Below are 25,713 nucleotides of genomic sequence, written 5' to 3'. Positions count from 1 at the left end.
AGGTGACCAGGAGAGAGGAGATGTCGAGCAGCATCAGAGAGATTTCGCGAACGCTTCGATGTCCGCCGGGCTGTCGAGCGTGACCGTCGCGAGGTCCTTGTCGATGCGCTTGACCATGCCGGTGAGCACCTTGTTGCCGCCGACTTCGACAGTCGCCGTGACGCCATAGCCGCGGAACGCCAGCACGCTTTCGCGCCAGCGCACGCGAGCCGTCACCTGCTCAACGAGCAGGCGGCGGATTGTTTCCGGCTCGGCCGTCTCGGCCGCCGTGACATTGGCCACCACCGGCACGGCCAGCGGACGGATCGTCACCTGCGCTAGCGCCTCCGCCATCTTGTCGGCGGCGGGTTGCATCAGGGGGCAATGGAAGGGGGCGGAGACGTTGAGCGCCATGGCGCGCTTGATGCCCTTGAGCTTGGCGATCTCGGGCGCCTTGTCGAGCGCGGCCTTGCTGCCGGAGATCACGACCTGGCCGGGCGCATTGTCGTTGGCGACGACGCAGACGCCACCGGTCGCGGCGGCGCATTCGCGCGCGAGTTCTTCGGCCTGTTCGATCTCGGCGCCGAGCAGGGCGCTCATGCCGCCCATGCCGACCGGCACGGCGGACTGCATCGCCCGGCCGCGCGCCTTCAGCAGACGGGCGGTGTCGGCGAGCGAGAAGGCGCCGGCGGCGCACAGCGCGGTGTACTCGCCCAGCGAATGGCCGGCGACGAGGCGCGCATGCCGGGCAAGGTCCAGGCCGCCGTCCTTGCGCAGCACGGCCAGCACGGCGAGCGAAGCCGCCATGATCGCGGGCTGGGCGTTCTCGGTGAGGACGAGGTCGCCTTCCGGGCCTTCCCACATCAGCTTCGAGAGCTTCTGGTTCAGCGCGTCGTCGACTTCCTGGAAGACTTCGCGGGCCGGCGCGAAGGTCTCGGCAAGGACCTTGCCCATGCCGACGGCCTGGGAGCCCTGGCCGGGGAAAATGAAAGCGCGTGTCATGGCGGGGCGGTTTATAGGGCGGGCGGCGCTTGTGCAAGAAGCTCCACCGAGCTCAAAAAGAAATCCCCCGTCATCCCGACCGAGCCCTCGTGTCGGCACGAAGCGCCGCATGAGGATAAACTCCGCGAGAGCCGGGAGACAGGGAGCCGACGGCACGATGGGTCCCGGCTCTGCGCGATGCGTACGCATCGCTTGGCCGGGATGACAATTGTAGTGTTAGGTTTGGCACCTGCATCCCGGACTTCAACTATGCGCCGCAACGACATTATCCATATCGGCCTGCTGCTGGCGGCGCTGGGCGCGGCCTATGTCCTGCCGTTCGAACTCCTGCTGCTGTCCTATGCCATCCTCGGGCCGGCGCACTATTTTACCGAGATCAACTGGCTGCACGACCGCGGCTATTTCCTGCCGCATCGCGGCATCGCACTGGCGCTCGTGGCGGCGGCGCTGGGCGCCATGTTCATCGCCGATCCCTATTGGACCGGCGTGCTGCTGTGGAGCCTGTTCGTCCTCTGCGCGATCGCCGCGACAGTGAAGGACCCGCGCCGCGCCGGTCTCTATGGCGTCATCGCGTTTGCCGCGACGCTGGCGATGGTTCTCGCCGACGTGCCGTTCGGCATCGCCGGCGTGCTGCTGCCGACGCTGGTCCATGTCAGCCTGTTCACGCTGGTGTTCATGACGCTGGGCGCGGTGCGCGCGAAGAGCAAGGTACAGTTCGGCATCGTCGGGGCCTATCTGGCGGCGCTGCTGCTGATCGTCGTCGTGCCGCCCTGGCGCGGTTCGGTGGTGCCGGCGCTGGCGCGTCTGGGCGAGGATTATTTCGGCGGCGTCGCGCCGGCGCTGGGATCGCTGCTCGGCGCGCCGGACCTGCGGTTCGGCGGACGCGTGACGGGGCTGCTCTCGTTCGTCTACACCTATCACTATCTCAACTGGTTCATCAAAGCGGACGTGATCCGCTGGTCGGCGATTCCGCGGCCGCGGCTGATCGGCATCGCCCTGGCGAGCGCAGCGGCGACGGGGCTGTATTTCTACGATTATGGGATCGGCTTCCTGGTGCTGCTGCTGATCAGCTTGATGCACGTGCTGCTCGAGTTTCCGCTCAACGCGCTGAGCATGCGGCAGCTCGGCAGCGCGGTGCTGTCGCGGTCCGCGAAGGCTTGACAGGGCTGCGCGTGCGCGCCGGATGGGCTACACTTTGGCGATGAGCAATCCCCCACCGTCTCGCGCCCCGGCGCTGGCCGCCCTGCTGCGCAAGGTCGAAGGAAATCCCGAGGCGATGATTCGTCTCGCCGGGCTGATGCGCGGGGATGGGCAAGGCGACGAGGCGCACCGCCTGGTGCGCCGCGCAATGGCGCTGGCGCCCGCCGATCTGCGCATCGTGCAGCTCGGCCGCGAATTCCTCAGCGACAGCGTGCCCAAATGGCACTTCGTTCTGGTGCGCGACGAAGTGCGCAACCGCGCCTATGACGCGGCGCTGCGCCGTGCGATCCGGCCCGGCATGCGCGTGCTGGAGATCGGCACCGGTTCGGGCATCCTCGCCATGATGGCGGCGCGCGCCGGCGCCGCCGAAGTGATCACCTGCGAGGTCAATCCGATCGTCGCCGCGACGGCGCGCACCAACATCGCGCGCAACGGCTATGCCGATCGCGTGCGGGTGATCGACAAGCACTCGGGCAAGCTCGACGTCGAGCACGACCTGGGCGGGCGCATGGACCTTCTGGTCTCCGAGATCATCAGCAACGACCTGCTGGCCGAGGACGTGCTGCCGGCGCAGGAGCAGGCGATGCGCGAACTCTTGAAGCCCGGCGCGCCGGTGATCCCCGCGCGCGGCGTCATCCGTGTCGCGCTGGCGGAGAATTCGCTGCCGAAGCACGCATCTGTCGGGATCGTCGACGGCTTCGATCTCTCGGCGATGGAGGACTGGCGGGCGCCCGTGCTCACCGTGAAGAACACCGATGCGGAGTTCGCCCTGCGCAGCGCTCCGGCGGACCTGTTCACCTTCGCCTTCGATCGCGCCGAACACACACCGGCGGAACGGCGCAGCGCGACGCTGCGCGCGACCGGCGGCCGCGCCAACGGCATCGTGCAGTGGATCCACCTGACGATGGACGATGTGACGACTTACGAGAACGCACCGGGCTCGGCGCACTTTTCCTGCTGGGCGATGCGCTTTCACCCCTTCCTCGCGCCCCTCGAGACGCGCGCCGGCGACGCCGTGACGATCCACGGCGCCCACGACCGGCATCGTGTGCGGGTTTGGCTCGAGCCTTAATTCAGCGCCACGCCCGCGACCGTGATGCGGTGCATCAGGCGCTCCGCGCCGTGATAGTCGTTGAGCGCGAAGTGCCAGGTGGCGCGGTTGTCCCAGAAGGCGACCGAGCCCGGACGCCATTGGAAGCGGGACTGGAATTGCGGCTGCATCGCGTGGGCGAAGAGCCTGTGCAGCAGCGGGCGGCTCTCCTCCGCCGACTGGCCGTCGAAGCGGATCGTGAAACCGGGATTGACATAGAGCGCCTTGCGGCCCGAGAGCGGATGGGTGATCACCACCGGATGCACCGCCTGGCCGACCGCGGCGTCGTTGGCGAATTCCTTGCGCTCGGGATTGTCGTAATAGGCGTTCGAGCCGAAGACATGCGCGTTGGAATGCACCGCCCTGAGATCCGCGATCGCGGTTTTCGTCTCGCTGTCGAGCGCTTCGTAAGCGGCGTACATATCGGCGAACAGCGTGTCGCCGCCGGCCGGAGGCAGGACGCGCGCCACCAGGATCGATCCCATCGCGGGAATCCGGTCGTAGGAATGGTCGGTATGCCAGCCGCCGCCGATATTGGTCTTCTGCTCCTTCTCCTTGCGCACCGCGGCGATCTGCGGATAGCCGTCGATGTGCGGGAAGAACTTGTTGATGTCGATCGCGCCCCAGCGCTCGGCAAAGACGATGTGCTCGTCCTCGGAGAGCGCCTGGTCGCGGAAGAAGATCACGCCATGCGCGGCATAGGCCTCGCGGATGGTCTCGAGGTCGGCGTCCGTCAGATGCCTGAGATCGACGCCCAGCACTTCGGCGCCGCAGCCGCCGTCATGTCTGCGAATCTCGATGGTGCCCATGCCGTGCTCCGGTTTCCTGTCGGCCGCAGCTTAGCGCGCCCGGCTTGCAGGATTGTCACTTTCGTTACAATCTTCCGCGATGGCCGACGATGCCAAGATCCTGCTGCGCAATCCCTGGCTGGCGCGCCAGTCGCCCGCCCTGCGCGAGGCCCTGCTGGCCCAGGCCCGGACGGCGCGGGTCGACGCCGGGCAATGGATCTACGGCACGGGCGACGCGCTCAACGGATTGTACGGCGTGCTGGAGGGCTCGGTGCACCTGCTGCTGACCCTGCCGGACGGTGAGACGCGGCTGCTCGACATCGTGCAGCGCGGGCAGTTCTTCGGCCAGCCGGCGCGGTTCGGCGGCGGGCCGCGCCTGGTCACCGCGATCGCGGGGGAGCATTCGCGGCTGCTGCACGTGCCCGACGCGGTGCTGGCGCAGATCGGGCGCGGCCAGCCCGATGTGTGGCGCAACTTCGCCACCCTGCTTTATGCCCAGCTCGCCGGTGCGCTGCAGCTTGCGGGGGTGATGATCCATCTGCGCCCCGCCAGGCGCGTCGCGGCGCGGCTTGCCCTGCTCGCGCTTTCGACCGACCGGGTCGCAGTCACGCAGGCGCAGCTCGCCGAGATGACCGGCCTGTCGCGCAAGACCGTGAACGGGCATCTGCGCGAGCTGGAGCGGCGCGGCGCGATCGCACGGGAATACCGGCACGTCCAGGTGCGCGACCGCGACCGGCTTCAGGCATTGAGCCGCGTGTAGCGCTCCAGCGCCGCGGCGCGTCCGGCGAAGGTTATCGTGCGGCCGATCATGACCACCAGCACCGCCGCCGCGATCAGGCCAAGCGCCAGCACGCCGAGCCCGGCGGAAAAGTTTCCGGTCTGCGCCTTCAGCCAACCCATCATGCCGGGCCCGACGAGGCCGCCGAGATTGCTGATCGAATTGATCAGCGCGATGCCGCCCGCCGCGGCGGTGCCGCCGAGGAAGGAGGGCGGCAGGGTCCAGAACACCGACAGCGCCGCATAGACGCCGCAGACGCAGACGGTGAGCGACACCAGCACCGCGATGCGATCATGCAGCAGCGCCGCGCCGACCAGCCCGGCGGCACCGAACAACGCCGCGGCGGCGATATGCCAGATGCGCTCGCGCCGCGCGTCGCTCGACAGGCCCCACAGCACCATCGCGAAGACCGAGACGAAATAGGGCAGCGCCGAGATCAGGCTGCTGTCGAGGACCGAGAAGCCCATGCCGCGCACGATCTGCGGCAGCCACAGATTGATGCCGTAGAGCGACAGCACGATGCAGAAATCGGGCAGCGTCAGCAGCCAGACGCGCGGATCGCGGAACATCGGCCACAGGCCGGTATGGACGTGCGGCGGGTCTTCCGCGAGGGCGGCGGCGATCGTGGCGCGCTCGTCCTCGCTGAGCCATTTGGCGTCGGCGGGCGTGCTGGGCAGCCACCACAGGACGGCCAGACCGAGGAGGACCGACGGCGCGCCCTCGAGCAGGAACAGCCATTGCCAGCCATGCAGCCGGTGGACCAGCTCCATCTGCAGGATGAACCCGGAGATCGGCTGGCCGATCACATTGGTGAGCGGCAGCGCCACCATGAACAGCGCGAGCAGCCGCGCCCGCATGGGACCGGGAAACCAATAGGTCAGATAGAGCACCATGCCGGGGAAGAAGCCGGCTTCCGCAAGCCCCAGCATGAAGCGCGCGGCGCAGAAGCTCAGCGGTCCCGTCACGAACGCGGTCGCCATCGAGACCGCGCCCCAGGTCAGCATGATGCGGCCGATCCAGAGCCGCGCCCCGACCTTTTCCAGGATCACGTTCGACGGCACCTCGAACAGGAAATAGCCGAGGAAGAACACGCCGGCGCCCCAGCCATAGGCGGCTTCGCCCATCCCCAGGTCCTTGTTCATGGTCAGCGCCGCGGAGCTGACATTCACCCGGTCGAGGAAGGCGACGAGATAGAGCAGCACCATCACGGGAATCAGCCGCCATGTTGCTTTCGCAAACACCCTCGCGCCGATATCCGCCATACGCCTTGCCCCCAAGCCCTTGTTGCGACCAACTATGCGCATCGTGCGCTCCGCGGCAAAGGCGGCAATTTAAACTAAGTGACGCAAGCGTCATTCATGCTGCGTTCAGGCGCGGAAGCCGAAGATTTGGGCTGTGAGGGGCAGGGAACTTCGCGTAAACAATGTCGTTAACGGAGAGTCGTCGACGACTAGTCCAACCTGATGAGGGATCTCCCATGAAAAAGATTATCTCGGCTGCCGCGATCGCGGTGGCTTTGATCGGCGCCAGCACCGGCGTCGCAGAAGCCCGCTGGCATGGCCATCATGGCGGCTGGCATCATCACCGCCACTGCACGTCCTGGGGCTGGCACCATCACCACTCGCGGTTCTGCCGCGGCTGGGGCTGGTAAAAGCACCATCATCTGAAAGAGGGAATTGAACCATGAAAGCATTGATCGCATCCGTCTTCGCGCTGGGCCTGCTCGGCGCCGCCGTGGCTCCGGCCGAGGCCCTGTCCATCCATATCGGGGGCGGCCATCACGGCCATCGCCACTGCACGAGCTGGGGCTGGCATCACCATCACCATGACCGCTATTGCCGCGGCTGGGGCTGGTAGGCCTCCAGGCGCAAGCGTTGAGAATTGGGCGCGGAAGGCCAATGCCCTCCGCGCCTTTTCTTTGTCCGGCCGCCGGCTTGCCCTGCCCCGGCCCTTCGCCTATAAGCCGCGCCTCACAAGTGGCTGCGGTCGCCTGGGCCTGCCGTTCGGCGGGTTTGCGCATGGTGCGTTCCAGGGCGATCCAAAATGGTGACGGGTGTCCGCCCCGAGCCGTTCCGCAGGCCGAGGAAAGGACGGACATGGCTCTCTACGAGCATCTCCTGATCGCGCGCCAGGACATCAGCGCGCAGCAGGTCGACGCGCTGGCGACCCACCTCAAGACCATCGTCGAAGGCGAAGGCGGCAAGGTCGAGAAGCAGGAATATTGGGGCCTGCGCGGCCTCGCCTATCGCATCAAGAAGAACCGCAAGGGGCATTACGTGCTCCTCAACATCAACGCGCCCTCCAAGGCCGTCGTCGAGCTCGAGCGCCAGCTCAAGATCAACGAAGACGTGCTGCGCTACATCACCGTGAGCGTGGATGCGTTCGAGGTCTCCTCGAACAAGAACCGCCGCGACGATCGCCCCGAAGGCGAGCGCAAGCCCGAGGACGCCCAGCAGGAGACCGCACAATGAGCTTTGGTGGCGAACGTTCCGGCGGCGGCGGCCGCGAGGGTGGCGGCGGTGGCCGCGAAGGCGGCCGTGGCGGCGAGGGTGGCCAGCGCCGTCCCTTCTTCCGCCGCAAGAAGACCTGTCCGTTCAGCGGCGCCAATGCGCCGAAGATCGACTACAAGGACGTGAAGCTGCTGCAGCGCTTCATCTCCGAGCGCGGCAAGATCGTGCCCTCCCGCATCACCGCGGTGTCCAACAAGAAGCAGCGCCTGCTCGCGAACGCCATCAAGCGCGCGCGGTTCATGGCGCTGCTCCCCTACGTGCTGAACTAGGGGGGATACGACCATGCAAGTCATTCTGCTCGAACGCGTCGAGAAGCTCGGCCAGATGGGCGACGAGGTGAAGGTGAAGGACGGGTTCGCCCGCAACTTCCTCTTGCCGAAGAAGAAGGCCCTGCGCGCCAACAAGACCAACCGCGAATATTTCCTGAGCCAGAAGGCGCAGCTCGAAGCCCGCAATCTGGAACAGAAGAAGGAAGCGGAGGCCGTCGGCGGCAAGCTGGACGGCAAGACCTTCGTGCTGATCCGCCAGGCCGGCGACCGCGGCCAACTCTACGGCTCGGTCTCGCCGCGCGACATCGCGATGGCGATCTCCGAGGGCGGCGTCAGCGTCGAGCGCACCCAGGTGCCGCTCGACACGGCGATCAAGACCATCGGCCTGTTCAAGGTCGGCGTCCGCCTGCATCCGGAAGTCCGCGTCCAGGTGACGATCAACGTCGCGCGCAGCGAGGACGAGGCGGAACGCCAGGCCCGTGGCGAGGACGTTCTCGCCGAGCGCACCGAACAGGAAGAGGCCAAGGTCGCGGCCGAGGAACTGTTCGAAGAAGGCGCCGGCCCGAAGACGGAAGGCGGCGACGAGGTGGAAGCCGAATAGGCTCCGCGCGCGTGGCGAGGAACAGGGGCGTGCCGCGATCGCGGCGCGCCCTTTTTCTTTGGCATCAGCGCTCCGCGAGCGCCTCGGCCAAGGCGCGCTCGGTGCCCGACGGATCGTCGGCGGGCATGCGGGCGTGATTCCACTCGAACTGGAAAGCGCCGAAGATCATATCGGCCTGCGCGCCATCGTCGGACAGCGGCGTGAGCAGCGCCTCGAAGAATTTCGGGCTCTGCGCGAACCAGGCGCCGTCGCCGCTCAGGCGCAGCGGCTCGTCGCCCGCCAGCACCGCGCGATAGGCATCGAGCGTGGCGTCCACCGTCCCGGTTCCGAACGGCGCGAGCATCGCGCTCATCAACTGGCCGGTCGGCTGCACCGGAAAATAGTCGTGCAGCCGCGAGCCGACCAGGCGGTAGCGGAAATCGCGGCCGCCCTCGACCGGCTCGACCAGGATGACATAGGGAAGCAGGCTGCGGATCTCGCCCGGCTGGATGTCGCGACGCGACGGCAGCCGTCGCGAACCGCGCTTGCGCTGCCAATAGCCCCGCAACTCCGCAAGGAGCGGCGGCTCCTTGGAGACGGGATTCCATTCCAGATGCGGCGGGTTCATGCGCAGCCTCCGCGCTCGGCGCCACTGTCTGCAGCGGTCTCGCGCGATCAAGTCCCGACGACAGCCGGCGGGCAATCCTTCTCCGCCCTTCGCGGATCGGCGATATGTCTACTATCTGACAACGCCATCTTGCCAGGGTCGTTCCCGCGGAGCGGCTGCACATGGAAACCCGGATTTCTTGCACTGCGCCGCACGCGCAACCCGCAGTGGCGCCGCGGAAAGACGGCGCGGCGCGTCTCCCGATCACGACCGAGGAATTGCGGTGGTTTGGGAAATCCTTAGGATTGCGTGCTAAGGTTTGATCCCTTGCGCCGGCATTGGATTCCATGGACGGCGTCCGGCTTTTTTATGGAGAGGGACGGAACGTGAGCAAGCAAGCAGAAGGCGCCTCGGCGTTCGCGCCCGATCCGGCCAAGGCCGCCCTGCGCGCGCCGTGGCAGCAGCCGGTGCTTCGCGCCCTGTCCACCGACGAAGCCGAAACCGGCGTGAACTCCACCGCGGACGCGACCGCCACCTTCAGCTGACCGCCGGCTTGCGCGACCAGAAGCGCTCCAGCAAGTCTTCATAGCCGCGCAGCGACATCTCCGTCAGGCAGTCGTGGCGCTTGTGCCCCGCGACCGGAATCAGATCCACGCCTTCGAGGCCGGCCAGATGGGCGGCGTGCATCACGTCACGCCGGTTCGCGGCGCTGTAATAGGCGTCCACCCGCAGGCCGCCGGGCCGGGCTTGGATGAGCGGGCGCAGCGGCGCCATCATCGGCAGGACGTTCTCGCGCAGCCGGAACAGCGTATGCGCCCCGCGCGTGAGGGCCGGGTTGGCCGTCGATATCATCATCGTCGCCGGTGAGAACACCACCGCCCCGTCGGCGCCCAGATCCATCGCCGCGCGGATCGCGGTATAGCCGGTCGCGGAACCGCCGATCGTGATCAGGCGCCGCGTCCCCAGTTCCGCTGCGAGGGCGCGGATGCCGTCGATCATCGCCTGATAGCCGGGGCCGAAGCGGTCGGTGCCGGCCAGGTGAAAGAGTTGGCGACTGTCGTAGAGATAGAGCCCGTTCACCCCGTTCGACGACAGCATCGCGTGCACGGCGTTCACCGACGATCCGAGCGTGCCTTCCGGAAGCGCGAAGCCGACGACCAGCGTGTCCGAAGACGGCTCGCGCACGACGAAGGAGCTTTGCGCCGCGGACAGCCAGCCGGGGATGTCCGGCCGTCCCTTCGCCCGGTTTTGCGCCAGCCGCGCGATCGCGGCGAGATGGCCTTGCGCCAGGCCGCGGTAGTGCTTGTCGTCCAGCACCCGGGCGAAGCCGTCGCGCGCCGGCTCCAGCCGGTTCTGGGACATCAGGTAATAGGCGGAGAAGAAAAGCTTGGTGGCGGAGGATCTGGGATCGGCGACGATGGCCTCGGCCTCTGCGACGGCGGAATTCGACCGCCGCCACAGGCGGCCATAGCGCAACAGGTCGAGGTCGATGCGCTCATGTGCGATCCCGCGCGCGCGGGCGTCGAGCAGGATGCGCTCCGCGCCCTCGATATCGCCCCGCTCCTTCACGGCCTGGGCGATCTTGAGCGGCCATTCCGCCTTGCGCGGCTGTTCCTGTTCGAGGGCGCGCCAATGCGCGATGGCCGCCAGCCCGTCGCCCTTGCGCCAGGCGATGTCGGCCAGCCGCTCCTGCCGCCGGGTTCCCGACGCCGCCGCCGCAAGAACGCGCCGCCAGGCGTTGGCGAGCGGAACGACCGTCCTGGCGCGCACCCGGAGCACACCGAAGAGGGCGGCGGATTGAAGATGGGACGGCATAGGCGAAAACCCGATTGCTGGCGCCAGATGTCTCGCATATCCACGGCACCTTCGAAACGGCGCAGGACATATACGGAGGGCAGGCAGGTTTCGCGGAAGGCGGCTGTTTCGCAAGGATTTTTGCCGGCCGCGCCCGTCCCTTGGCATTCAGAAATCCGTCGTACCGTCGCACGGGATGCGCTATAGTCTCGCGCGACGGGTCAAGGACCCCCGCCGTCCACTTGGCGCCCAGCGTCGCGGACAGGCCTCGTTCCCCATCTCCTGCGAGCCAAGCGAGGAATCGCGTCCATGTCCGTCGTCACACAGGCCAAGCGCGTCACCGTTCCGGAGATCCGCGCCCACAAGAACGCCGAGCCCGTCGTCTGCCTCACCTGCTATCACGCGCACACCGCGCGGCTGCTCGACGAGCATGTCGACCTCATGCTGGTCGGCGACAGCCTCGGCATGGTGATGCATGGCATGGAGACCACGCTGGGGGTCACGCTCGACATGATGATCACCCACGGCAAGGCGGTGATGCGCGGCAGCCGGCATGCCCTCGTCGTCGTCGACATGCCGTTCGGCTCCTATGAGGAGAGCCCGCAGATCGCCTTCCGCAACGCGGCGCGGGTGATCCAGGAGACCGGCTGCACCGCGGTGAAGATGGAGGGCGGGGTGCGGCTCGCGGAGACCGTGCGCTATCTCGTCGAACGCGGCATTCCGGTGATGGGCCATATCGGGCTCACGCCGCAGGCCTTCAACGTCACGGGCGGGTTCAAGACCCAGGGCCGCACCGAGGCGGAATGGCCCGCGATCGAGGCCGATGCGGCGGCGATCGCCGGCGCGGGCGCCTTCGCGATCGTGCTCGAAGGCATGGCCGAGCCGCTGGCGGCCAAGATCACGCACCAGATCGCGATCCCGACGGTGGGGATCGGCGCCTCCGCCGAGTGCGACGGGCAGATCCTGGTCATGGAGGACATGCTGGGTCTCAATCCCAATCCGCCGAAATTCGTCCGGCAATACGCCAATCTCGGGCCGGCGATCGAGACCGCGGTCAAGGCCTATGCCGCCGACGTCCGCGACCGCAGCTTCCCGGGCCGCGAGAATGTCTACAGCATGAAGAAGACGGCTTAGGGTCCGGACTCAATTGGGATTCGCAGTGTCACTGTCATGGCCCGCAAAAGCGGGCCATCCAGGTGACGCCGCCACAATCGTCGAAAGCACGAGCGCACCAACGGGATGGCCCGCTCTCCGGCGGGCCATGACACTCATTTTATCATTGAGTCCGGACCTGGCGGACGCGGGCTTCGGTAGAGCAATGCCACCTGTCATGCCCGCAGGGGAAAGGCCATCCCGCGGGGCCCGGGAGGTGAACAAGAGGCAAGTTGCGCCCGTCCCCGCCAACGGCTAAATCATCCGCGCGGTCAATATCTTGGGCGCATCAGTATCTTGGGCGCACTGGGCGCGCCGGACCGGCACCCAAACGAGGACAGTGCATTGAGCGACATCTTCCAGGAAGTCGAGGAGGAAGTCCGCCGCGAACGCTTCGAGCAGCTCTGGAAGCAATACGGCGACTATGTGATCGCGGGCGTCGCCCTGATCTTCATCGCCCTGTCCGGCTATCTGCTGTGGGACAAGTACCAGAACAATGAGCGCCTGAAGGCCTCGGAGACGCTGATCGCCGCCCAGGAGCTGGCGGACAGCGGCGATTTCACCCGCGCCAATCCCGCTTTCGCGACCGTGGCCAAGGACGCGCCCGGCGGCTATGCCGAGATGGCCCGCCTGTCCGAGGCGGGAACGCTGCTGCGGGCCGGGCGCCGGCCCGAAGCCATCCAGCTCTACAAATCCATTGCCGCAAAAGACAGCGGTCCGATCGGCGCGGTCGCGCTGATCCGCGCCGGCTGGGCGATGGCGGGAAACGCCTCGCGCGACGACGTCGCCAACCTCCTGGCGCCGCTGACGACCCCGACCAGCGCCTGGCGCCATTCGGCGGGCGAGATCATCGCCTATGCCGACTATCACGCCGGCCAGATCCTGCGGGCACAGGCCGAGTTCCAGGCCATCGCCGACGACAAGGACGCGACGGACGCGATGCGCCGACGCGCCGACGCCATGGCGAAATTCCTCAAGCAGGGCGGCTTCGCGAATTTCGGCACCGTGCCGCCGCCGCCCGCGCCAGCCGGCCTGCCGTCGCCTGCCGTCGAAACACCGCCCGGTACGCCCCCCAAATGACCTTCAGACACGCCCGCTCCCTCGCCGTCGTCCTGGCGGTCGCGATGCTCTCCGGCTGCGCCATGACCGACATGGTCTCGGGCTGGTTCGACACCGGCGGAAAGAAATCCAAGCTGCGCGGCGAGCGCATCTCGGTGATGACCATCGACGAGACGCTGCGGATCGACGAGACGCTGCGCAACGTCCCGGTGCAGCTGCCGGCGCCCTACAAGAACAGCGAATGGCCCGAGCCCGGCGGCTATGCCTCCAATGCGATGTACCATCTGGAAGCGCCCGGCCCGCTGCGCGTGCTGTGGCAGCATGACGCCGGCAAGGGCTCGGACCAGTCCTCGCGCCTGACCGCGGCCCCGGTGGTGGGAACGGGACGTGTCTTCGTGCTCGACGCCGCGGCGCATGTCTTCGCCTTCGACGCAGGCAGCGGCAGCCCGCTCTGGGACCGCTCCATCGCGCCCGAGGGCAAGGACGACACCTGGCTGTTCGGCATGTTCGGCACGGACAACACCATCGATCCGACCAAGGGCTTCGGCGGCGGCGTCGCCTATGACGACGGCAAGGTCTTCGCGACCAGCGGCTTCGGCGAGATCGTCGCGCTCGACGCGCGCTCGGGCAAGTTCCTGTGGAAGCAGGACCTCGGCGTGCCCATCGTGAACGCGCCGACCGCCAATGGCGGGCGCGTGTTCGTCTCGACCCAGGACAACCATCTCTTCGCGCTGGCGCAGACCGACGGGCGCCGGCTGTGGGACCATCAGGGCATCTCGGAATCCGCCGGCATCCTGGAAAGCACCAGCGCCGCGGTGGCGGGCGAATATGTGATGGCGCCCTACTCCTCCGGCGAGATCTATGCGCTCAGGGTGCAGAACGGCCGCCCGGCATGGAACGACATGCTGACCCATTCGGGCGTCGCCACCGCGCTTTCGGAGCTCGACGACATCGCGGGGCGGCCGGTGGTCGATCGCGACACGGTCTTCGCCATCTCCCATTCGGGCATCATGGCGGCGATCAGCCTCAACACCGGCGACCGGCTGTGGTCGCGCGACATCGGCGGCATCCAGACGCCCTGGGCGGCCGGCGACTACGTCTATGTGCTCACCACCGAGCAGCAGCTCATCTGCCTCACCCGCAAGGAAGGCAAGGTGAAGTGGATTCACCAGCTGCAGCGCTGGGAGGACCCCGAGGGCAAGCACGGCGCCATCGTCTGGGCGGGACCCGTGCTGGTCTCGGACCGGCTGGTCGTGGTGTCGTCGAAGGGCATCGCGGCCGCGATTTCGCCTTATACGGGCGAGCTGATCGGCAAGATGGAGATTCCGTCGGGAACATTCATCTCGCCGGTCGTGGCCAACGGCATGCTCTATCTCTACACCAGCGACGCGCAATTGGTGGCTTTGCGCTAGGCACGGCGCTACAAGTCGGCGATGTCGTTCCTTCTCGCCATCGTCGGCCGGCCCAATGTCGGCAAGTCCACGCTGTTCAACAAGCTGGTGGGCCGCAAGCTGGCGCTGGTCCATGACACGCCGGGCGTGACGCGCGACCGGCGCGAGGCCGAGGCGCAGCTCGGCAACCTCGCCTTCCACGTGGTCGACACGGCGGGCTTCGAGGATGAGGCGCCCGAGACGCTTGCCGGACGGATGACGGCGCAGACCGTCGCGGCCATCGCCGAGGCCGGCGCCATCCTGTTCGTGATCGACGCGCGCGCCGGCATCACCACCGGCGACGAGGTGATCGCGGCGGCGCTGCGCAAGGCCGGCAAGCCGGTAATCCTGGTGGCCAACAAATGCGAGAGCCGTGCGGGCGACACGGGCTTCGGCGAGGCCTATGCGCTGGGCTTCGGCGAGCCCGTCGCGGTATCCGCCGAGCATTCGCTGGGGCTGGGCGCGCTCGAGGAGGCGCTGGCGGAATACATCGCGCCGATCGTTTATCCCGAAGACGAGGCGGAAGGCGGCGCGGCGCCGCACGAGACGCCGTTCGAGGACGGCGATTTCGAAGACCTTCCCGCCGACCGCGTCATCCGCCTCGCCATCGTCGGGCGTCCGAATGTCGGCAAGTCGAGCCTGTTCAACCGGCTGCTCGGCGAGGAGCGCGTGCTGACGGGGCCGGAAGCCGGGATCACGCGCGACACCATCGCGGCGCCGTGGCAGGCGCAGGGCCGCGACTTCCTGCTGCACGACACCGCGGGGCTGCGGCGCAAGGCGCGCGCCGCGGGACATGCGCTGGAGGAGATGTCGGTCGGCAGCACGCTCGACGCGATCCGCTTCGCCGATTGCGTGATCGTGATGATCGACGCGACGCAGGCCTTCGAGAAGCAGGACCTCACCATCGCCGACCTCATCGCGCGCGAGGGCCGCGCCGTGGTGTTCGTCGCGAACAAATGGGACCTGGTGGAGAACCGCGCCGGGGCGGTCGGGCAGCTGCGCCTGACGCTCGACGAGTCGCTGCCGCAGGTCGTCGGCGCGCCGCTGGTCGGCCTGTCGGCGCTGACCGGCGAAGGGCTCGACCGCATCGTGCCCGCCGTGCTGTCGGCCGATGCGGCGTGGAACAAGCGGGTCGGCACCTCGGCGCTGAACCGCTTCCTCGAGAAGGCGCTGGAGCGTCACGCGCCGCCGGCCATCAGCGGCCGCCGGGTGCGCATCCGCTACATGACGCAGGTCAAGGCGCGGCCGCCGACCTTCGCGCTGTTCGGCAACCAGCTCAAATCGCTGCCGGAGGACTATGTGCGCTACCTGACCAACGGATTGCGCGAGGCTTTCGCGCTGTACGGCACGCCGCTGCGCTTCCTGATGCGCGGCGGAAAGAATCCGTTCGCGAAGGACTAGCGGGCCTGGAGCGGCTTTGTTTTGACTGGAATCATCAAATTCCGGGGGGTAAGTCTTCTCAACCCAAAACCGCTAGCCGGGTTCGGCGCGGATCTGGCTCGTGAGGTTCGACAGTTCGGCCGGCGGGATGTCCCAGTAAGGCTGTGGAATCTGGACGCCGGCGATCAGCAGATGGTCGACCGCCGCGTCGTCGGCGCCCAGCGGCAGAAACGCGGTCTCGTGATACAGCAGCTTCGAGTTCGCGGGCTCGTGATCGACGCGGCCGCGGACGAGGAGCGGCACGGCTTGCGCACGGACCTGCTCGTACACACCTCGCAGCACATGTCCCAGCTTCGGCAGGACGGCTTCGATCTGGGTCACGCGGATACCCTTTAGCGGAACCTTGAACGCGATCCGTTGCGCCTCGCCCGCATAGCGGTATTCGAAATCGGCGCCCTCGCCGATGACGGCAACGATGACGACATAGGGAAGAATGGCGGCCATGCCGCGCAGCGTCAGGTCCGCGCGCGCGGGGAAACGCCTCTCTCCACGCACGGAGCGCCAATAGGCGACGGCCTGTTTGACGAAGGGATTCACGGCGGCATCGAGGGAAATGAGCGCCGCGTCGGCGGCCGGCACGGAAAGGATTTGAGACATCGTCGCGGCTCCGGTCCCCCCGGCCGCGTCACCTGCGGTCAAATTCGTTAACAATCGCTACGGCCCGCCTAGGCCCGGACTCAATTGGGATTCGCAGTGTCACTGTCATGGCCCGCAAAAGCGGGCCATCCAGGTGACGCCGCCACAATCGTCGAAAGCACGAGCGCACCAACGGGATGGCCCGCTCTCCGGCGGGCCATGACAAGCCTTTGAATGACTCAGGGCAATTGAGTACGGACCCAACCTAGGCCCGGAAGCCGATCAGCTCGCCGTTCTTTTCATTGGCCGGAGACAGCAGCTCGACGATCAGCGGCGCCACGGCCTCGGGCGGCGGCAGGGTCTGCGCATCCTCGCCCGGCATGGCGCGGGCCCGCATCGCGGTGCGCATCGCGCCGGGGTTGAGCAGGTTCACTCTCACATGCGTGGTGGCGCATTCCGCGGCATAGGTCAGCGCGAGGGATTCCAGCGCCGCCTTCGCCATCGCATAGCCCCCCCAGAACGGCGTGTGCTTGCGCGCCGCGCCGGAGGAGACGAACAGCACGCGCCCCGCCTCCGAGGTCCGCAGCAGCGGATCGAGCGAGCGGATCAGGCGATAGTTCGCGGTGACGTTCACCTCGACCAGCTCCTGGAAGACCTTGGGATCCAGATGGGCGAGCGGCGTCAGCACGCCGAGCGATCCCGCATTGCCGAGGAAGGCGTCGAGCCGGCCCCAGCGCTCGAAGATCGACTGGCCGAGGCGGTCGAGCGCCGCGGCATCGCGGATGTTGAGCGGCACCAGGGTCGCGCCCGCGCCGCCGGCCTTGCGGATGGCATCATCGACCTCCTCCAGCGCGCCCGAGGTGCGCGCGAGGCAGATGACATGCGCACCGGCCGCGCCCAGCGCGATCGCCGCCGCGCGCCCGATGCCGCGCGACGCGCCGGTGACGAGCGCGATCTTGTTCGAGAGGGGCTTGGTCATGGCGGGCACCATCGATTGGCGAGTAGCGAATAGCGAGTAGCGAGTAGGGATTGCAAGCGGGATCGCCCTACTCGCTACTCGCTCCTACGCCACGTCCGCCAGCAGCGAGAGCTGGCCGTTGCGGCTGCCGCCCGAGATGTCGGTGAGCTCGATCGGGTAGTCGCCGGAGAAGCAGGCGTCGCAGAATTGCGGCGCCGCGGCGTCGCGCTTGTCCTTGCCCATCGCGCGATAGAGGCGGTCCATCGAGATGAAGCCCAGCGTGTCGGCGCCGATGGCGCGGCGCATCGCCTCGACATCCGCCTTGTGCGCCAGCAGGTCGTCGGTGTTCGGGGTGTCGACGCCGTAGAAGCAGGAATGCGCGGTCGGCGGGCTGGCGACGCGGAAATGCACCTGCGACGCGCCGGCATCGCGCACCATCTGCACGATCTTCTTGGAGGTGGTGCCGCGCACGATGGAATCGTCGATCAGCACGACGCGCTTGCCCTGCAGCGTGGCCCGGTTGGGATTGTGCTTCTTGCGGACGCCGAAATTGCGGATGCCGTCGGTCGGCTCGATGAAGGTGCGGCCGACATAATGGTTGCGGATGATGCCGAGCTCGAAAGGCAGCCCGGCCTCGGCGGCATAGCCGATGGCGGCGGGGATCGAGGAATCCGGCACCGGGATCACCATGTCGGCGTCGACCGGCCATTCCTGCGCCAGCTGGGCGCCGGTGCGCTTGCGCAGCTCGTAGACGTTGCGGCCTTCGACCACCGAATCGGGGCGCGAGAAATAGATGTATTCGAAGACGCAGAAGCGGTTCGGCTGCGGCTTGAAGGGATGATAGGTCTCGATCCCTTCGGCGGTGATCACGATCATCTCGCCGGGCTCGATGTCGCGCACGAATTCGGCGCCGATGATGTCGAGGGCGCAGGTCTCCGAGGCGAGGATATAGGCGCCGTCGAGCTGGCCGAGCACCAAGGGCCGCACGCCCCAGGGATCGCGCACCCCGATCAGCTTCTTGGAGGTCAGCGCCACCAGCGAATAGGCGCCATGCACCTTCTTCAGCGCGTCGATCAGCTTGTCGACGATCGGGCGATAGGTGCTGCGCGCCGCGAGATGGATGATCACCTCGGTGTCGGAACTCGACTGGAAGATGCGGCCCTCGGCCACCAGCTCGGCGCGCAGCGCGCGGGCATTGGTCAGGTTGCCGTTATGGGCGAGCGCGAGGCCGCCGCCGACAAGCTCGGCGAACATCGGCTGGATGTTGCGCGGGTTGGAGCCACCGGCGGTGGCATAGCGGTTGTGGCCGATTGCGAAGGCGCCCTGCAGGCGGCTGACCCGCTCGCGGTTGCGGTCCCCGAAGACGTCGCCGACGAGCCCGGCATGGCGCTCCGCGACGAATTGGCCCTCGTGATAGGTCACGATCCCCGTGGCCTCCTGGCCGCGGTGCTGCAGCGCGTGCAGGCCGAGCACGGTCAGCGGACCGGCGCCGGCATGGCCGAAAACGCCGAAAACGCCGCACTCCTCGTGCGGCTTGTCGTCGTGGTGGTCCTCGGAAAGGCCGGTCATCGGTTGCCTGTCGCCTCGAAAAGTCTGTCTAGCGCGCGGCGGTCGGCGGCGCCAGCGCCCTTTTTGGTGTGCTTCTTTTTTACCGGCTTGGGCCGCGCGTGTTCCGGTTTGGGCTTCGCGGCCGGCGTGACGACGGGCGTCGATGGCGGCGGAGCGACCGAATCATGATGCTCGCCGCGATCGGGAACCAGATCGGTCAGGACCTGTGCCGAGGCCTGGATCATCGGCAGCGTCCGCGCTTCGCGCAGCCAGAGCGGCTGCTGCAGGATCGGGACGAAGGCGGTGAAGACGATATAGGCGATGCCGAGGATCGCGAGGCCGCGCACGATACCGAAGGTTGCGCCCAGCACGCGGTCGAGCGGGCCGACCGCCGAGCGCTTCACGCCTTCGGAGAAGCGGTGGCTGGCGAATTGCAGCGGGATGAAGATGATGATGAAGGCGAGGCCGTAACCCGCGACGGTGGCGATCCAGGGCGTCGCAATCAGCGCATGCATCATGCGCCCGACCCAGGGACCGAGATAGAGCGCCGCGAAGGCCGCGGCCGCCCAGGCGACGATGCCGAGCGATTCCGAGACGAAGCCGCGCCAGGTCGCATAGGCCGCCGAGCCGAGGATCACCAGCACGACCAGCAGATCGACGAAGGAAAAGGCGAGACTCATGGCCGCACTGTATCACGCCGCGGCTCGGCGCGGTCCGCCCCGGCAAGTTCGATCAGCTCGGCGACGTCCCGGATCGGCCGGAGCGCGATGCCGGAGCCCTCGACCTTGGTGCCGACCGGCACCACGGCGGTGGAAAAGCCCAGTTTGGCGGCTTCCTTGAGGCGCAGCTCGGTTTGCGGTGCCGGCCGGACGTCGCCCGAAAGACTGATTTCGCCGAAGAAAACGGTCTCCTTCGGCAGTGGCCGGCCGGCAAAAGAGGAAATCAGGGCCGCCGCGGCCGCCAGGTCGGCCGCCGGCTCCCCGACTTTGAGCCCGCCGGCGACGTTCAAATAGACGTCCGAGGCGCTGACCCCCAGGCCGCCCCGCGCGTCCAGCACGGCGAGGATCATCGCGAGGCGGCCGGTGTCCCAGCCGACCACGGCCCGGCGTGGGCTACCGTAGCCGGCGGTCGCGACCAGCGCCTGGATCTCCACCAGCAGCGGCCGCGTGCCTTCGAGGCCGGCGAACACCGCGGTGCCGGGCGAGGTGCTGTGGCGGTCGCCGAGGAACAGCGCCGAGGGATTGGCGACCTCGGCGAGGCCCTTGCCTGTCATCTCGAACACGCCGATCTCGTCGGTCGGTCCGAAGCGGTTCTTCACCGCGCGCAGCACGCGGAAATGGTGGCCGCGCTCGCCTTCGAAATAGAGCACGGCGTCGACCAGATGCTCGACCGCCTTGGGGCCGGCGATCTGCCCGTCCTTGGTGACGTGGCCGACAAGGATCACCGCGGCGCCGGTCGACTTGGCGTAGCGCACGAGATCGAAGGACGCGGTGCGCACCTGCGCGATGGTGCCGGGGGCGGCTTCGAGCGCGCCGGTCCAGATCGTCTGGATGGAATCGATGGCGACGATGTCGGGGCGCTGTCCCGCTTCGAGCGTCGCGAGGATGTCCTCGATATTGGTCGCGGCGCCCAGCGCCACCGGCATGTCCGAGACGCCCATGCGGGCGGCGCGCAGGCGGACCTGCGCCATCGCCTCCTCGCCCGAGATGTAGACCGCCTTGCCGCCGTTCTGCGCGAAGGCGGCGAGCGCCTGCAGGATCAGCGTCGACTTGCCGACGCCCGGATCGCCGCCGATCAAAAGCGCCGAGCCCGGCACGATGCCGCCGCCGGTGACGCGGTCGAACTCCGCGATGCCGGTGACGCGGCGCGGCGGCTCCTTGTCCTCGGTCTTGAGGTCTTCCAGCGCGAAGCGGCGGCCCTTCACGCGCTTGGCGGCGCCTGCGCCGATCGGGGCCGGGGCGCCTTCCTCGGTGATGGTGTTCCAGCCGCCGCAGGATTCGCAGCGCCCCGACCATTTGGGCGCGGTGGTGCCGCAGGACTGGCAGACGAAAGAGGCGGTGGAGCGGGCCATGATTCGATCATAACATGGGCGTCAAGCCCTGAACTTATCGCCGATGCACAGACAGACCGGTTAGCAGGCTGTTGAAGAAGTCTTTTGCCGACGGGCGATGAAGGGGATGTCGTCGCCGTTTTGGAGGGAGATTTCGCCTTCGAGGGAGTCGTCGGTTTTGATCTCGGCCCATCCCTCGCCGGAAGCTTCGTCCATTTCGTCGTTTCCTGACCATTCGAACTCGATGGCATCGCTTGCGCAGGCGCCCTGGAAGGAACCGGTGAGGCAATCCAGGGCGAACTCGCCCCCATCCTTATCGAACAGGATGTAGGAGCCCGGCCCGGCCATGTCATATCCCGGCGTCTCGACGACGCGCCATTTGCCCTTCAGCGTCATGCCGGCACCGCCAGGAGTTTGGGCAGGCGGATGAGGTTGTAGGCGGACAAGGCCATGACGAAGGTGGCATTGACACGCGCCAGCCCACGGACCTTGACCTTGGCCAAGCCGGCCGATGCCTTGATCCAACCGAACACCTCTTCGATGCGCTTGCGGCAGACTTGGCTCACGGCATAACCGCAATGGCGCAGCGTCCGGTTGTCGATGGCCGTCTTGCGCGGCTTGCCGGTCTTGCTCAAATGCCCATCGATGGCGACGTGCGGCGTGATCGCGCGCGCCCTAAGCGCCTCGACGAAGGCCTCCACGTCATAGGCCTTGTCGGCGCCTAGCGTGATCCGCCGTCGTCGCCGGGGACGATGGCGATCCACCAGCGTCAGCGCTTGGTCCCGTTCGGCCATGCCGTTGGCTTGGCTCGCCTGGCCTAAGACCGCCAGGCCGTGGCGGTTCTCCATCAGCGCATGCCCCATGTAGCAGAGCTTGGCCGGCTGGCCATCGCCCTTCTTGTAGAGCTTGGCCTCAGGATCGGTCGTGCTCTCATGGGTCTCGTTGGAGCGTTTCTCCTTGTGGAAGCTGCGCTCGGCGTTGCGGCCCGGACCATCCTGGTCGTTGTCGGCGCCGTCCTTCCTGCGGAAGCTCTTGAGCGAAGCCCACGCCTCGATCAGCGTCCCATCCACCGAGAAGTGCTCGCTCGACAGAAGCCGCTTCACTCGAGGCTGAGCCAGGATCGCGTTCAGGAACTTGGCCGCGATGTCACCTTGAAGCAGCCGATCCCGGTTCTTCGAGAACACCGAGTGGTCCCATGCCGGATCATCCACCCCAAGCCCGACGAACCAGCGGAACAGAAGGTCAAACTCTATCCGTTCCATCAGCAGCCGCTCCGAGCGCACACCGTAGAACGCCTGCAACAGCGTCGCCCGCAACAGCTTCTCCGGCGCGATCGAGGGACGGCCAAAGTCCGTGTAGAGCTCGTCGAAGTCCTTCGACAGATCCATCAACGCCGCGTTCGCAATTTCCCGGATCACCCGCAGAGGATGGTCATGGCGAACCCGGGACTCCAAATCCACGTAACTGAACAGCGCCCCGGACCGCTCGTCGCTTCCACGCATCGTCCATCCCTCGGCCGACCCGCCCAAAGGGAATCACGATCCCAAACGCGCCGCCAGAGACTTCTTCAACAGCCTGATAGAGCAATTTCGGCTCGAGAAAACCCACCCGTCATTGCCCGGCCCACGCGGTCGCCAGGCCTGTCCGGGCAACCCAATTGCCGTTCCGTCGGAAACAAGATGGATCGCCCGCATAAAGCGGGCGATGACGGCTTCGGTGATTCCATTCAAACCAAATCGACTCTAAGCCGCGTCGATGAAGCCGCCCATCTGCCGGTTCCACAGGCGCGAATACGGTCCGTTGTTCGCCAGCAGCTCGCGGTGCGGGCCGTCTTCGAGGATCTTGCCGTTGTCGAGATAGACCACGCGGTCCATGCCCGCGATGGTCGAAAGCCGGTGTGCGATGGCGATCACCGTGCGGCCCTGCACCAGCGTCCATAGCGCCGACTGTATCAGGTGCTCGCTCTCGGAATCGAGGGACGAGGTCGCTTCGTCGAGCACCAATATCTTCGCGTCCTTCACCAAGGCGCGAGCGATGGCGACGCGCTGGCGCTCGCCGCCGGAGAGCTTGATGCCCTGCTCGCCGACGATCATGTCGTAGCCCTCGTCGCGCTCGGCGATGAAGTCGTGGGCATGCGCCTGGCGCGCTGCACTCTCGACCTCCTCGGCCGGGGCCAGAGGGCGGGCGTAGCGGATATTGTCGCGGACATTGCGGTGGAAGACGCCGGGCATCTGCTGCACCTCGGCGATCGCCTCGTTGAGCGAATTCCAGGTGACCCGCGCGATGTCCTGGCCGTCGATGGTGATGCGGCCATGCTGCGGCTCGAACTGGCGGCGCAGCAGGCGGACCAGCGTCGACTTGCCCGCGCCGGACGGGCCGACCAGGCCGATCCGCTCGCCGGGCTGGATGTCGAGATTGAGATTCTCGAACACCTGATAGCCGTTGGGATGGCGGAAGCAGACGTTCTCGAAGCGGATATGGCCGCGGCTGACGATCAGCGGCCGGGCGTCGACCGCATCGACGATCTCGTGCGGCGCGCTCACGAGGTCGAGCGCTTCGGCCAGCGTCCCGAGCTGCTCGAAATAGTCGAGCATGCGGAAGGACAGCTCCTGCACGCCGCGCGCGATCTGGTTGGCGAGCAGGTAGATCATGGTGAAGGCGCCGAGCGAGATCGCACCGGCCACGATGTCCCGCGCGGTCACCCAGACCAGCGCCACCAGCAGGAGCAGCGTCGCGACCTGCATGAACAGCCGCATGGTGATGAGGAACCAGCGCAGGCGGCGCGAGGCGTTCATCTCGTCCGCCAGGAAATAGGAGATGAATTTGCGCTCATACACCGCCTTGGCGAAAGCGCGCACGAGGTCGGCGTTCGAAACCGCGTCGATCAGCCGGCCGGTCGAGGTCGACACCTCGTCGGACAGCGCCTTGGACAGCACCACGCAGCGCCGCGCCAGGGCGAAGACGACGCCGAGATAGAGCAGTGTCCACAGCCCGAGGATGATCGCATAGGCGGGCGCCTGGAGCGCCATCAGTACCGCCCCGATCACGACGAGGCCGAAGACACGCACCGCGTCCATGCAGACGATGCCGAGGATGCCGATGGTCGCCTGCCCGGCCTGCTTGACCTTCTGGCCGAGCTTGCCCGCGAAATTGTCCTGGAAATAGCGCGGGCTATGACCCAGCAGGTAGACGAAGAGATATTTCTGCGCGAGGCCGCGCATGCGCGGGCCGGTGTTCACGTCCACCATCTCATAGGCGCGATAGGCCAAGGCGCCGCTCAGCCAGATCGCCGCGAGGGTGAGGATCCACGGCAGCACCGTGCCGAACCCGCCATGCACCTTCACCGCCAGCGTGATCGCATTGACGAGATGCGAGAAGGCAAGCGGCGTGAAGGCCTCGATGCTGGTCGCGAGCAGCGCGAGACCCGCCATCGCGGCGACCCGGCCGGGAAAATGGGTGCGGATCAGGAACCAGATGAAGGCGAAGGGCTTGCCGGGGACGCGCGACAGCGCCACCGCCTCGTCGAGCGGCTCATCGTCCCGAAGGACGGTCTCGGTATGGATCTCACGCGGCATGACTCAATGCCCGGCTTCAAAACGGGGCGCGGAGAATAGGCGCGCAAATTGCGTTGGGAAGTGGGCGAAGCGAATTCCGGCCCGGCGTGGCAGGAATACCGCGACGCATCCGATGGGGATACGCCGCGGCCTGCAAAAAGCCTAGGCGCCGGCGGTGCTCTCGTTGTCCTGGCGCTCGGCGATACGGGCCGACTTGCCGCGGCGACCGCGCAGATAATAGAGCTTGGCGCGGCGGACGCGGCCCTTGCGGACCACCGTCACGCTGTCGACCAGCGGCGAATAGATCGGGAAGACGCGCTCGACGCCCTCGCCATAGGAGATCTTGCGGACGGTGAAGCTCTCGTTGAGGCCGGCACCCTGGCGCGCGATGCAGACGCCTTCGAAGGCCTGCAGGCGCTCGCGGCGCTTCTCGGCCTTGGCCTTCTCGTCATAGGAGACTTCGACGACCTTGACGTTGACCTTGAGCGTGTCGCCGGCGCGGAACTCGGGATGCGGCTTGGCCCGGACGGCCTTCATCTGCTCGGCTTCGAGCGTCTGCAGCAGGTTCATGTTCGTCAGTCTCCGGGCGGTCAGCGAAAGAGCGGGGCGTATAGCCTAGGTTTTTTTCTTTTCATAGAGGGTCCAGAGGTCGGGGCGCCGCGCCTTGGTGAGCGCTTCGGCCCGGGCCTGCCGCCATTTGGCGATTTCCTTGTGATTTCCGTTGTTTAGCACATCCGGAATGGCCAGCCCCTCGACCGCCTGGGGGCGGGTGAATTGCGGATATTCCAGGAGGCCGGCGGAGAAGCTCTCTTCGGCCGGCGACTCCGCGGCCCCCAACACGCCGGGGATCAGGCGGACGGAGGCCTCGATCAGGGCCATGGCCGCGATCTCGCCGCCGGCCAGCACGAAATCCCCGAGGCTGATCTCCTCGATCTCGCGGGCGTCGATGGCGCGCTGGTCCAGCCCCTCGAACCTGCCACAGAGCAGGATGGCGCCGGGCCCGGCGGCGAGGGCTGCGACCCGCGCCTGGGTCAGCGGCAGGCCGCGCGGGGACAGGTAGATGAGCGGCCGGTCGCGCCGTTCCACGGCATCGATCGCGGCGATCGCGACGTCGGCGCGCATCACCATGCCCGGGCCGCCGCCGGCCGGCGTGTCGTCGACCTTGGCGTGCTTGCCGACGCCGTGGTCGCGGATGTCGCGGACCTCGAGCGACCAGAGCTCACGCTGCAAGGCCTTGCCCAGCAGGGAAATGCCGAGCGGGCCCGGGAACATCTCGGGAAAGAGGGTCAGGACGGCCGCGGACCAGGTCATGCGGCGAACGCCGACGGATTTCCACGCGACGGCGCGAC

Annotated in this window: 27 protein-coding genes and 1 pseudogene; 13 read left to right on the top strand and 15 right to left on the bottom strand. The window is 67.3% G+C overall.

Going from position 1 to position 25,713, the window contains the following annotated elements; translation table 11 throughout:
* Positions 1-33: 33 nt before the first annotated feature.
* Complete coding sequence (fabD, locus tag WDM91_21330) at positions 34-981, bottom strand: ACP S-malonyltransferase (GenBank protein MEI9997152.1); 948 nt, start codon at positions 979-981, stop codon at positions 34-36.
* 249 nt (positions 982-1,230) lie between these two features.
* On the opposite strand from fabD, the gene WDM91_21325 reads away from it, so the two are divergent.
* Both WDM91_21325 and WDM91_21320 read left to right on the top strand, forming a co-directional pair.
* Entirely contained in the window at positions 1,231-2,142 is a 912-nt protein-coding gene (locus tag WDM91_21325; protein MEI9997151.1) for a hypothetical protein, read from the top strand.
* Positions 2,143-2,182: 40 nt separating this feature from the next.
* Complete coding sequence (locus tag WDM91_21320) at positions 2,183-3,253, top strand: 50S ribosomal protein L11 methyltransferase (protein MEI9997150.1); 1,071 nt, start codon at positions 2,183-2,185, stop codon at positions 3,251-3,253.
* Here the strand turns inward: WDM91_21320 and WDM91_21315 are convergent.
* Complete coding sequence (locus tag WDM91_21315; protein MEI9997149.1) at positions 3,250-4,080, bottom strand: TauD/TfdA family dioxygenase; 831 nt, start codon at positions 4,078-4,080, stop codon at positions 3,250-3,252. The two genes, WDM91_21320 and WDM91_21315, sit on opposite strands and share 4 nt — an antisense overlap.
* Before the next feature lie 79 nt (positions 4,081-4,159).
* Here WDM91_21315 and WDM91_21310 point away from each other — a divergent pair, with 79 nt between their 5' ends.
* On the top strand, positions 4,160-4,819 hold the full coding sequence (locus WDM91_21310; protein ID MEI9997148.1) for a Crp/Fnr family transcriptional regulator: 660 nt from the start codon (positions 4,160-4,162) through the stop codon (positions 4,817-4,819).
* Here WDM91_21310 and WDM91_21305 read toward each other — a convergent pair.
* On the bottom strand, positions 4,798-6,099 hold the full coding sequence (locus WDM91_21305) for an MFS transporter (protein MEI9997147.1): 1,302 nt from the start codon (positions 6,097-6,099) through the stop codon (positions 4,798-4,800). The two genes, WDM91_21310 and WDM91_21305, sit on opposite strands and share 22 nt — an antisense overlap.
* Before the next feature lie 215 nt (positions 6,100-6,314).
* Between WDM91_21305 and WDM91_21300 the strand changes: the two genes are divergently transcribed.
* From WDM91_21300 to rplI, 5 genes and pseudogenes are all read left to right on the top strand, one after another.
* Complete coding sequence (locus WDM91_21300) at positions 6,315-6,488, top strand: hypothetical protein (protein MEI9997146.1); 174 nt, start codon at positions 6,315-6,317, stop codon at positions 6,486-6,488.
* A gap of 32 nt (positions 6,489-6,520) precedes the next feature.
* On the top strand, positions 6,521-6,694 hold the full coding sequence (locus WDM91_21295) for a hypothetical protein (GenBank protein MEI9997145.1): 174 nt from the start codon (positions 6,521-6,523) through the stop codon (positions 6,692-6,694).
* Between the two features lie 239 nt (positions 6,695-6,933).
* Positions 6,934-7,308: a 30S ribosomal protein S6 gene (gene rpsF, locus WDM91_21290; protein ID MEI9997144.1), complete on the top strand. Its 375-nt coding sequence runs from the start codon at positions 6,934-6,936 to the stop codon at positions 7,306-7,308.
* An 86-nt stretch (positions 7,309-7,394) separates the two neighbouring features.
* Positions 7,395-7,616, top strand: a pseudogene (gene rpsR, locus WDM91_21285) (30S ribosomal protein S18).
* A gap of 13 nt (positions 7,617-7,629) precedes the next feature.
* Positions 7,630-8,217 (top strand): 50S ribosomal protein L9, encoded by a 588-nt coding sequence (rplI, locus tag WDM91_21280; GenBank protein MEI9997143.1) that lies wholly within the window; start codon positions 7,630-7,632, stop codon positions 8,215-8,217.
* Positions 8,218-8,281: 64 nt separating this feature from the next.
* On the opposite strand, the gene WDM91_21275 is transcribed toward rplI, so the two are convergent.
* Positions 8,282-8,824 (bottom strand): PAS domain-containing protein, encoded by a 543-nt coding sequence (locus WDM91_21275; protein MEI9997142.1) that lies wholly within the window; start codon positions 8,822-8,824, stop codon positions 8,282-8,284.
* Positions 8,825-9,189: 365 nt separating this feature from the next.
* Between WDM91_21275 and WDM91_21270 the strand changes: the two genes are divergently transcribed.
* Positions 9,190-9,348, top strand: a complete 159-nt coding sequence (locus WDM91_21270) for a hypothetical protein (GenBank protein MEI9997141.1) — start codon at positions 9,190-9,192, stop codon at positions 9,346-9,348.
* On the opposite strand, the gene WDM91_21265 is transcribed toward WDM91_21270, so the two are convergent.
* The gene (locus WDM91_21265; protein ID MEI9997140.1) at positions 9,341-10,618 is read right to left on the bottom strand and encodes a hypothetical protein; all 1,278 of its coding nucleotides are present in this window, start codon (positions 10,616-10,618) and stop codon (positions 9,341-9,343) included. The genes WDM91_21270 and WDM91_21265 overlap by 8 nt on opposite strands.
* A gap of 288 nt (positions 10,619-10,906) precedes the next feature.
* Here WDM91_21265 and panB point away from each other — a divergent pair, with 288 nt between their 5' ends.
* The 4 genes from panB (at position 10,907) to der (ending at position 15,639) form a co-directional block, all read left to right on the top strand.
* On the top strand, positions 10,907-11,731 hold the full coding sequence (gene panB / locus WDM91_21260) for a 3-methyl-2-oxobutanoate hydroxymethyltransferase (protein MEI9997139.1): 825 nt from the start codon (positions 10,907-10,909) through the stop codon (positions 11,729-11,731).
* A 363-nt stretch (positions 11,732-12,094) separates the two neighbouring features.
* Positions 12,095-12,829, top strand: a complete 735-nt coding sequence (locus WDM91_21255; GenBank protein ID MEI9997138.1) for a tetratricopeptide repeat protein — start codon at positions 12,095-12,097, stop codon at positions 12,827-12,829.
* Entirely contained in the window at positions 12,826-14,220 is a 1,395-nt protein-coding gene (locus WDM91_21250) for a PQQ-binding-like beta-propeller repeat protein (protein MEI9997137.1), read from the top strand. The genes WDM91_21255 and WDM91_21250 overlap by 4 nt, the downstream gene beginning before the upstream one ends.
* Positions 14,221-14,241: 21 nt before the next feature.
* On the top strand, positions 14,242-15,639 hold the full coding sequence (gene der, locus WDM91_21245; protein MEI9997136.1) for a ribosome biogenesis GTPase Der: 1,398 nt from the start codon (positions 14,242-14,244) through the stop codon (positions 15,637-15,639).
* Positions 15,640-15,711: 72 nt separating this feature from the next.
* On the opposite strand, the gene WDM91_21240 is transcribed toward der, so the two are convergent.
* From WDM91_21240 to trmD, 10 genes are all read right to left on the bottom strand, one after another.
* Complete coding sequence (locus WDM91_21240; protein ID MEI9997135.1) at positions 15,712-16,275, bottom strand: PAS domain-containing protein; 564 nt, start codon at positions 16,273-16,275, stop codon at positions 15,712-15,714.
* Positions 16,276-16,519: 244 nt separating this feature from the next.
* Positions 16,520-17,233: an SDR family NAD(P)-dependent oxidoreductase gene (locus WDM91_21235; GenBank protein ID MEI9997134.1), complete on the bottom strand. Its 714-nt coding sequence runs from the start codon at positions 17,231-17,233 to the stop codon at positions 16,520-16,522.
* Between the two features lie 84 nt (positions 17,234-17,317).
* Entirely contained in the window at positions 17,318-18,781 is a 1,464-nt protein-coding gene (purF, locus tag WDM91_21230) for an amidophosphoribosyltransferase (GenBank protein MEI9997133.1), read from the bottom strand.
* On the bottom strand, positions 18,778-19,440 hold the full coding sequence (locus tag WDM91_21225) for a CvpA family protein (protein ID MEI9997132.1): 663 nt from the start codon (positions 19,438-19,440) through the stop codon (positions 18,778-18,780). Before WDM91_21225 ends, purF begins: the two co-directional genes overlap by 4 nt.
* A complete protein-coding gene (gene radA, locus WDM91_21220) occupies positions 19,437-20,831 on the bottom strand; it encodes a DNA repair protein RadA (protein ID MEI9997131.1) in 1,395 nt (464 codons plus the stop codon). The genes WDM91_21225 and radA overlap by 4 nt, the downstream gene beginning before the upstream one ends.
* A 60-nt stretch (positions 20,832-20,891) precedes the next feature.
* Entirely contained in the window at positions 20,892-21,206 is a 315-nt protein-coding gene (locus WDM91_21215) for a hypothetical protein (protein MEI9997130.1), read from the bottom strand.
* The gene (locus WDM91_21210) at positions 21,203-22,312 is read right to left on the bottom strand and encodes an IS5 family transposase (protein MEI9997129.1); all 1,110 of its coding nucleotides are present in this window, start codon (positions 22,310-22,312) and stop codon (positions 21,203-21,205) included. Before WDM91_21210 ends, WDM91_21215 begins: the two co-directional genes overlap by 4 nt.
* 240 nt (positions 22,313-22,552) lie before the next feature.
* The gene (locus WDM91_21205) at positions 22,553-24,385 is read right to left on the bottom strand and encodes an ABC transporter ATP-binding protein (GenBank protein ID MEI9997128.1); all 1,833 of its coding nucleotides are present in this window, start codon (positions 24,383-24,385) and stop codon (positions 22,553-22,555) included.
* A gap of 141 nt (positions 24,386-24,526) precedes the next feature.
* A complete protein-coding gene (rplS, locus tag WDM91_21200) occupies positions 24,527-24,934 on the bottom strand; it encodes a 50S ribosomal protein L19 (GenBank protein MEI9997127.1) in 408 nt (135 codons plus the stop codon).
* 45 nt (positions 24,935-24,979) lie between these two features.
* Positions 24,980-25,675, bottom strand: a complete 696-nt coding sequence (gene trmD / locus WDM91_21195) for a tRNA (guanosine(37)-N1)-methyltransferase TrmD (protein ID MEI9997126.1) — start codon at positions 25,673-25,675, stop codon at positions 24,980-24,982.
* Between the last annotated feature and the right edge of the window lie 38 nt (positions 25,676-25,713).

It is taken from the genome of Rhizomicrobium sp., assembly GCA_037200385.1.
Taxonomy (GTDB): Bacteria; Pseudomonadota; Alphaproteobacteria; order Micropepsales; family Micropepsaceae; genus Rhizomicrobium.
This window is presented reverse-complemented; position numbering and strand designations above follow the sequence as displayed.